Origin of the sequence: Luteococcus sp., assembly GCF_043424415.1 — a bacterium.
GTDB lineage: Bacteria > Actinomycetota > Actinomycetes > Propionibacteriales > Propionibacteriaceae > Luteococcus.
The window spans coordinates 1-8419 of sequence record NZ_JBHWOO010000069.1; the positions used below are offsets into that span (position 1 = coordinate 1).

Sequence of the window (8419 nt, forward strand, 5' to 3'; positions counted from 1 at the left end):
TCTCGGACGCACGCAGTGGACGGATGCTGGGCACGGTGGTGGCGGATCGGCGCAACCCGGATCGACCCGGACACGTCCGCCCGGAGGGGCGAGAGTTGGAGCTGTCCTACGTCCTACTGCCCGACGCCTGGGGACGAGGCACCGCGGAGGCCGCGTGCCGGGAACTGCTGGCGCGAGTGGCGTCGGAGGTCCGAGGCGACGAACCCGTCCTGGTTGTCACCCAAACGTCGAATCAGAAGGCCCTGGCCCCGGCGGCACAGCTTGGATTCGTGGCCTGCGGGGAGTTCGTGGAATTCGGCTCCGCCCAGCAATTGCTGACCGCATCTCTCACCACCTTTGACGCGTGATCGTCGCGCAGCCATCTCGGCTGCAGAGCGGCACGGGCGTACCGGTTCCAGATCACACGCACCTCGGCGACGGTCCGAGCCGTGAGTGAGGCAGATCCGGGACGGCGCGAGCTCTGCCCGCTGGCACCGTCGGCGCCGCCGCGAGGCTCATCATGAGGTAGCTCGACTGCAGGGCCCGGTCAGCACCTCGCACCGTCGCACTACCCACCGCGGCCAGCTTCGCCAACACTGGTTCCGGGACGGTCACGTTCGCGCGGCCCTCGAGGCGCTCGAGCTTGAGCCACGCGACCTGCAGCTCGGAACCGTTGGGCGGCAGTGCGGCCGCCAGTATCGTTGCCACCAGCTCCGCTGGCGCCTTCAACGAACCGGGATGGACAGGCTGGCTGCTGACCGCGGCCACATGCCGCGTCACGCTCAGGGCCGTGACCGCAGCATCCCAGGACCGCGACTCACCACCACCAACGGGAACGCCACGGCTGGCGCGCATGAGCCGGGTGGTGGCAGCCATCAGCTCACGGTCGACCCGCTCCCCCGGCGACATCAGCTTGGCCCACTGCCGATGATGCTCACCCCACGCCCGCAAACTCCTGGCCAGCGCCGGCTTGATCGCGTCGCTGTAGTCTACGAGAGCTTCGCTGCTCCGGCTCGCATGGGCTTGGGCGATCGTGTCCACCGCGACCAGCACCGACCCCGCGGCCCGTGCCGTCACCAACTGCGTCATCACCGACGGCCGCTGAGCACAGCGATCCACAGCACGCGCCCACTCCATCACTGCCGTGCTGAACTCACTGACGACATCGGGACGATGCGTGTCCGGCGCGTTTCCGTGCAGAGCAGCGTCCAGGCCCAGTTCGACCGCGCGCACCGCCCCCAGCACCTCACCGTCCCCCGCCTTGGTTGCCACCCTCGACGTGGCGTGAGCCGTCAGGTACGCGACGTGCACCAGCTCACGCTCCACACCATGCCCGGGCCTGATCTGCCCGATGGCATCAGCCACCGCCACCACCGCAGGCGCCGGCGCCTCTGTCTTCCAGGAACGCGACCGCAGCACGTGGGTCAGCGCCGACGCCGACAACTCCAGGATCGACGCCGCCCCATCCGCGTCAAGTCCGGCTCGCTGCCTGGCAGCGTCCACGACGTAGGCCAAGCCCATCACCGATGCCGCCACGTCACCGCGATCGTCGATGAGGAGGCGACGTGCCAGCCGGTCTGCCTCCGACGGCCTCAGCTCAGGCACCGGTACTCCCCGACCAGATCGCACACCAACGCGACCACCGCACTCGTCCCCACGGGATAGGCGCCAATCGCCACCCGACGCAGCTCCCGCTCAACCTCCTCCAACACCGCCAGGACGCCGACCTGTTCGACCTCCACTGCGACGGGAACCACGTCCGGCTCCAACAACCCGGTGGCCAACCAGAGTGCCTCGTTCACCGCCGTGTCGAGCTGGAACGCGGCCAGCTCCTCCAGATCCCACGTCGCCAACCGGGAACGCTCCGCCGCGGTCATCAACAACCCGACCACGCGTTCCAGGCTTCGCACACCCTCGGCTGTCACCATCACCAACGCTCCCTCCAGCCACGCCCACCACGGGCTGGCTCACTTCCCCCAACACCGCGCCGGGAGACCCGTGCCGATGGCCACAGAGGGGTGACGACGTCCAGTGACGAACACCGGCGCTGCACGGCAGCAAGAGAAGCGACACCGACCTCCTCGATGAATCCGATATGAGGGGTGAGCTGAACCCTGGCCCTCACCTGACTGACAGCACGGCAACGCCAGCTGGATTCCCCACGAAAATCGCTGGCCCCCTTCAGCCCACGCGTGGAAACGTAACCCTGTGACCCCGGACCTGGCCGACACCGCGAACCGCACTCCTGACATCGACGTGGTGAGGCAGCTGGTTCGCGAACAAGCGCCCCAGCTGGCGCGGTTGCCCATCAGCCCCAGCCTGGATGCGGGGAGCAGCAACTCGGTCTTCCGGCTCGGCGACGACCTGGCAGTCCGCCTACCTCGCACCGACGACTATGTCGAAGCCATCGAGAACGAAGAGCTGTGGTTGCCGCGAGTCAGCCCAGCCACCAGCGCGCCGACGCCGGAGCTCATCGTGTTCGGGAAACCATCGCCCACGTTCAAACGTCCGTGGGCAATCGTGTCCTGGATCAGCGGCAATCGCCTCGGGGAACTGGGGCCCGCCGAGCAACACGTCCTGGCGCAGGACCTCGGAGCCTTCCTGCAGCAGCTCCATCGCGTGGATGTCGCCGGCATGCCCACCGGAGCCGAACGGTGGGGCTATCGCTGCGGTGAACCGGTCACAGACCAGAGCGATGCCTGGGCCGACGAGGCCGCCGACGCGCTCCCTTATCTCTTCGACCCGGCTGCCGTGCGCGAAGCATGGCGCCGAGTCCGCAATGTTCGCCCGGCCACCACCACGCCATGCTTGGTGCACACCGACCTATCCTCCGAAAATATCTTGGTCCACCCCGACGGACACCTGGCCGGCGTGATCGACTTCGGATCATGTGGCATCGGCGACCCCGCCATCGACATCCTCTACGCCTGGAGCTTCCTGGCCCCTCCAGCACGCCGAACATTGCGCGAGGCCGCAGGCGCTGACGAAACCACATGGCTCAGAGCCCGCGCCCACGCCTTCACCGGCCCCGGCCTGCTCACCCTGAACGGTTACCGCACCACCATGCCCGAACGAACAGCCCGCCTCACCAGACTCGTGCGAGCCATCGCCGCCGAAGTCGACGTCGACCTCGACCGACACTGACCACGCGTTCCCTCGCAGATCGCCTGAGCGACTCATTCGGTGGACGGTTCGTCACTGTCGTGAAGTCACTCGCCCGACGTTCCGCCAGTCGCATCCTGGGATGGGCCAAGACGCCGCAGCCGGCCGACCTCTCGGACGCTGAGCCCGCCAGCGCACCACTCCGCCACCTGCGTCGCGGTCAGCCCGTGGACGGTCACCATCTCCTCGATCAAGGCGCCGGCGCGCGCCTCCGCCTCGGCCAACGCCTTGGCTCCGGTGCGCAGCTCCACCTGGACACGCACGGCCAAGTCGGTCAGCGCCGATTCCCGTTCGCGCTGCTGCTGCAACCGGGCCACCCGAGCCTCATGAATCGCTCGCCTCGCAGCCACCCGTTCCTGCTGACGTCCCATCGACCTTCGCCCCTTCCAAACCACACTGACGAAGACCCAAGCGAACGCGACGCCCCCGGTGCCCACCAGCCGCCAGAACGAACCCTCGGGGAAACACGAGCCCATCAAGCGCCACACACCTCTTGCACTCCGGCCTCCAGGCGAGCGCCACTGTTCACAGTTAACGTTGCAGTTGGGCAAGCCAGGTGTATGCCCATCCACCTGAAAAGAGGACGGCCAACACGGAGACGCAGATTCCCCAAGCGACCCAGCCCCGGCCCAGCGGCAGACTCAGGCGGCTCGCCACCGACCGCCAGAATCGGTTTGGTCGAACTCCCTCTGCGGCGTATATCGCGGCCACAACGGACATCTGCCAGTGGACGGTACCGAGTGCGAGGATCACGTAGAGCGCACCGCCAAAGATTGTGTAGACGAGGTAATTGAATCCTTCGAACCCGGCGCCCCCGAGACGGAATTGACACACAGACAAGGCTGCGCGGGCGCTGCTTGGCGCAAACGGGGTTCGCCAAAGGAGCGCAGCTACCACGATGCCCAGAGCCCCGTAAAGAAACGGCAAAATGAGGCACATCCCCACCGTCCAGGTCCCGGCAATAATACGCCGGAACCAAGCGATGAGAGCGACGACGGAGGCAGCAAAGCCAACGCAGGCACCGAGGGTCGCCATGGAGACCAAGATCCAAGGCCGCCACCTGACGTATAACGTGACGATCACGACTGCGGCGAAGGCCCATCCCCAGATTTCGTCCCCTGAGGCAGCCGATCGAGCTGCGGTGGCTCGTGGTCTGCGCTTCCGAGTTCCAGACTGGGCTGCCTCGCTGATCTCTTGAAGGCTGCGTCCATCCCGGGCTCCCTCAGTAATCCAGGACAAGGCTGGACCGACGATCCCGCCAAACACAGCGCCCAGCAGGGCGAAGACCAGCGTGATGGTGTCACTGGGGGTCACAACTGCTCCGTAGCTTCTGCATGGCCGCTGAAATGATGGCAGAGCAGACCGATCCAGCAAATAGTGCAGCAAAGTCAATTGCGTGGCTGTCGATGAAGCGAATCACTTCACTCGCCACTGATGAACAGTCATTCAAGGCATCCTCCTCTAAAACCATTTGCAAAGGTTGAAGTCACGAACAATACGAACGAGCAAAATCAGGGTGCCCATGCCACCCACGCAATCAGCGTTCGAGCCAGGCTCGAATGACCTAGACGGACCACGAACAACCTTTCTCAAAATCTACCAGGAGCCGCGATGAGCTCGACGCAAAACACTCCCGTGCTCATCCGAAACCATGCTCGCAACAGCTCCAAGAACCAAGCTGACCGCAACAATAAACCCGCCAATGATGACCCATTCGGGCGAATACCGGGAGATGAAGCGAGACACTACAAGCAAGGTAAACACTGCACCAACCCGCGACACCGAGGACCCCAGGGAAGTAAGTGTGCTGATATTCTTTTTGGACACGTATCTCCTATACTCTGAATTAGCATGATTCACCAGAATCCAGAATATCCCGACAAATATCATGTAAGGAAAGAGACTCAGCCAGTTCTCAATTTGTGCGGCAGCCATCGCCAACAGGATCAAGAGCGGAGCGGCAATGAACACACGAACCCTCAAGCCACGAAACCCCCACGAGTCCGTCGAGAGGTGACTAACAAGAACCCCGATCATCTGGAATGCCGCATACAGTAGGCCGAGACGACCCACCGGAATTCTTTTGGCGATGAAGAATGCCTGCCAGAATTGGAAGTGGCACTGGAAGAACACTTGAGTTGCAAGTGAGAGCATCAAGAACAGTTGCAACTCGGAACTCTTGGAAATTTCACGAAACCCATCAAACGCTTGATCTTTAACGGTACTCCAGCCCGCAGCCCCATTCGGAGGAGGCAAAGCGGCGCCCCCAGTTTCACCCGACGCACATTCTTCACTACAAACCTGGAAGTATCTTGCGATAGCCAAGGAGGCAACTATCGCCAATCCAATCGAAACGATGTAAATCGAGTATCCAATTTTTAGGTATAACCAAGAGCCAACGAGGGAAGCGGCCAGCATAGAGGCAAGCACAACTTGGTTGTCCCTCCGAACCAAACGAGATACCTCAACCCGAGCATCATCGACACTATGGTCCTTCAAAGCATTTACTATATCGCTATCAATCGTGCCACTATCTAGGGCGCTTGAAACGGCGTACAGTACCCAGGCCAAGCACATCCAGCCCATCCCGTTGCCCAACATCGCCACCGCGAAGAAGCCTGCCAGAACTACCTTAGAATACAGGAAGAGCTTCTTGCGGCTGATCAAGTCAGCTAACACTCCGCTAGGAAATTCAACAACCAGGATGACACCGCTGTACACAGCCTGCAATATTGCAATATCGGAAAGCGACAATCCTTTTGCCATCAACAATGGGGTAAGAATCGCATGCGGAATAGCTTTAGCCGCCGAGAGCAGACCCTCCACTGTCAAAAATACAGCCACATTCCTGCGGAGCCAGCTGGGTGTCTTCTTCGTTCTTAAGTCAGTCATGCAATACGATTCCTTTGGCGAATACTGGGCCACCACAAGAGGCAGATATATTTAGCCCTATGATTCCTGCAGACGCGCGCAGAATGCACAGTTTGGATCCAACGAGAGCGCAATCTCATACTTATCAAAGTTGCGGGTATTGATTCCAACTCTTCTACCGAGCGACATGACATTAGCATAATCTGACGCCGCCCATGACAAAACGTCGCTCATAGCCATGGCTGACGCGGTCGCATTGTTGACGTAGACAGAGGGAGCGGAGTAATTTCTATTAATTAGCTTTACATCGTCTGGTTGCTCGTTCGGAGAAAGGCCAAGCGAATCCCCTCCACAGAATGGACAAGCCCCACCTGCATCAGGAATCCAAAACGGTCCGATCGTTGCGATATCGTTTAGATATCCCACATTCAAAAAGGCGACACCGCGCGCCATACACGCGGCCGCCGTATCTTCTACAATGTTCTGGCTGTCGGCAGACACGATTACCAGCTTTTTACCCGGCGTCTCATCCAGTACGATCGCCAATGAATCGCTGCCAACTTTCGCTTCACGTGCCCTCATGTGGAGCACTGGAAACCTTTCGGCAAGACGCCTCTTGAGAGCCTCCACTTTGAGCTCTCCAAGATCATTCTGAGTAAAGAGAAACTGGCGGTTTAGATTGGACTCTTCGACGCGATCAAAATCCATCAGCACCATTTGATTTATTGGGAGCGACGCGAAAGCAAATGCAACGTTATTTCCAATGCCTCCAGAGCCGGCAATGATCACGCTCGTAGATTCCAATGAACTCAGAGAATGATTCGAATCTGGTGTTACTATATCAAGATATAGCTTGTTCTTGAAGTATAGATCCTCGACGAGATCGTCATGAGATTTTTCACCCTCCAGTAACATGCGGTGTTCCCGCAACCTGTCGAAGGCACTTGCAACCCGTTGGTCCTCTGACACGAAAGTCCCAGCGTCACCCTTTGACTTCCCACCTAGAAAGAATTTCAGCGTCCGGATGTAAGGTTGACATTCTTCAATAGGCACCTCGAATTGATCCACGCCAAATCCAAATACAGCCACGTCTGAGAGCAACGTAGCGTGCGCAGTCTTTGCAGTGAAAATCACGATATCTATCCTTTAGCGTTCCGCACCTCGGAACTGTTGGCCATTATCCACAAAAGGGGAGGTGGCCAGCTAGCGGATTCTTAAGCTCGCCGCTGGCCACCCCATGCGATTACTAGCCATTTCCAATGGCGAAACCATTCAAAGGCTTTCAAATCTCCTATGTGGAGATTCAGTTGCTCGAGGTGAGGCGCATGCCTGACTCCTTTCATCTCTGCTGACTACCGAATCAGTACTGTGCCGCGTCGAGTTCCGCGGCGCTACACCGCTCAAGCCATTGTGTCCGAACGGGCAGGACTCATGCCCGCATAGACACCCGGGGTCGAATCGTCCCGGGATCTCCCGAGACTCCGAACTTTGGGAAGGTTGGAGTCATGCCAGGCAACACGAACAAGCGCTACCCGGCTGAGTTGAGAACCCGGGCGGTGAGGATGTACCACGAGACCCGCCCGGACCATGACGGGGATTGGCCGGCGATGGTCAAGGTCGCCGCAACGATCCCTCGCTGGTGGATCACATCCTCTCCACCCTGCGCACTGCTTCCCTACACCAGTGCGAGCTCGTGGAAGAGGCCCTGGGCCTGGCCGTGGTCCAACTCCTGGAGGTAGCCAGCCGCCATGGCGGCTGGCGTCGAAGCTCTGGAGAAGGCGCTTACCCAGTCCTCCGAGGAGGACCCCCTCGCGCCGCTGGCCGGCAGTGCGCCGGGGCTGGGCCCTGTTCTCGCAGCGCGGGTACTGTCCAAGATCGGGGACGATCCGCACCGTTTCCCCACCGCCGCCAGTCTGACCGACCTGATCAAACCCCGGGCGCCGTGGAAGGGTGTTGATGAGGTCGAGTTCGCCACCGCGGAATGGGTCGACTGGTTCAACCACCGACGCATCTACGACTACTGCGGCGACATCCCACCAGCCGAGCTGGAGCAGGCCCACTACGCTGACCACATCCAGCCCGATCACGAGCTGGAAATGTCACACCACTGAGTCCCCGGACTCACCGGGGCGATTCACTTGACGAGGAACATAGGGACACCCCCCTTGTGTCCGAATGGGCACGAATCATGCCCGCCGAGGCATGTGGGCGAGGAGCTCGGCTAGCGTGAGTTCGTGCTTCCCCATATCCGTGTCGCCCTGTGCGATGACAACGCGTTGGTCCGCGACTCCTTCGCTTCCTACTTGGCCACGGACTCGACAATCCGTCTGGTGGGTTCGTTCGCAAGCGGGTACGAGCTTCTCCAAGAACTCGTGCCAGGGGCCATCGATGTCCTGCTCCTGGACGT

The 8419-nt window shown here is 60.8% G+C and carries 7 protein-coding genes and 2 pseudogenes; 4 read left to right on the forward strand and 5 right to left on the reverse strand.

Annotation, left to right across the window (positions count from 1 at the left end; translation table 11 throughout):
- Window positions 1–347 (forward strand): GNAT family N-acetyltransferase (locus tag ACHFFZ_RS03890; RefSeq protein ID WP_394275354.1); only part of this gene is annotated, 347 nt, incomplete at its 5' end.
- 52 nt (window positions 348–399) lie between these two features.
- Here the strand turns inward: ACHFFZ_RS03890 and ACHFFZ_RS03895 are convergent.
- Together ACHFFZ_RS03895 and ACHFFZ_RS03900 are read right to left on the reverse strand one after the other, a co-directional pair.
- Window positions 400–1584, reverse strand: coding sequence for a hypothetical protein (locus ACHFFZ_RS03895; protein ID WP_394275355.1), 1185 nt, complete (start codon window positions 1582–1584; stop codon window positions 400–402).
- Window positions 1572–1907, reverse strand: a complete 336-nt coding sequence (locus ACHFFZ_RS03900) for a hypothetical protein (RefSeq protein ID WP_394275356.1) — start codon at window positions 1905–1907, stop codon at window positions 1572–1574. Before ACHFFZ_RS03900 ends, ACHFFZ_RS03895 begins: the two co-directional genes overlap by 13 nt.
- 280 nt (window positions 1908–2187) lie before the next feature.
- Between ACHFFZ_RS03900 and ACHFFZ_RS03905 the strand changes: the two genes are divergently transcribed.
- On the forward strand, window positions 2188–3123 hold the full coding sequence (locus ACHFFZ_RS03905) for an aminoglycoside phosphotransferase family protein (protein WP_394275357.1): 936 nt from the start codon (window positions 2188–2190) through the stop codon (window positions 3121–3123).
- A gap of 65 nt (window positions 3124–3188) precedes the next feature.
- Here ACHFFZ_RS03905 and ACHFFZ_RS03910 read toward each other — a convergent pair whose 3' ends face one another.
- The 3 genes from ACHFFZ_RS03910 to ACHFFZ_RS03920 form a co-directional block, all read right to left on the reverse strand.
- A complete protein-coding gene (locus tag ACHFFZ_RS03910) occupies window positions 3189–3458 on the reverse strand; it encodes a hypothetical protein (protein ID WP_394275358.1) in 270 nt (89 codons plus the stop codon).
- A 1279-nt stretch (window positions 3459–4737) separates the two neighbouring features.
- A complete protein-coding gene (locus ACHFFZ_RS03915; protein WP_394275359.1) occupies window positions 4738–6033 on the reverse strand; it encodes a hypothetical protein in 1296 nt (431 codons plus the stop codon).
- A 57-nt stretch (window positions 6034–6090) separates the two neighbouring features.
- On the reverse strand, window positions 6091–7146 hold the full coding sequence (locus ACHFFZ_RS03920) for a ThiF family adenylyltransferase (protein ID WP_394275360.1): 1056 nt from the start codon (window positions 7144–7146) through the stop codon (window positions 6091–6093).
- Window positions 7147–7760: 614 nt separating this feature from the next.
- Between ACHFFZ_RS03920 and ACHFFZ_RS03925 the strand changes: the two are divergent.
- A pseudogene (locus ACHFFZ_RS03925) lies at window positions 7761–7922 on the forward strand (transposase); the annotation flags it as partial.
- A gap of 6 nt (window positions 7923–7928) precedes the next feature.
- A pseudogene (locus tag ACHFFZ_RS03930) lies at window positions 7929–8123 on the forward strand (hypothetical protein); the annotation flags it as partial.
- Between the last annotated feature and the right edge of the window lie 296 nt (window positions 8124–8419).

Coding starts and splice junctions, on each gene's coding strand:
- ACHFFZ_RS03900 (WP_394275356.1), bottom strand. CDS start 1,907: ATGGTGACAGCCGAGGGTGTGCGAAGCCTGGAACGCGTGGTCGGGTTG.
- ACHFFZ_RS03915 (WP_394275359.1), bottom strand. CDS start 6,033: ATGACTGACTTAAGAACGAAGAAGACACCCAGCTGGCTCCGCAGGAAT.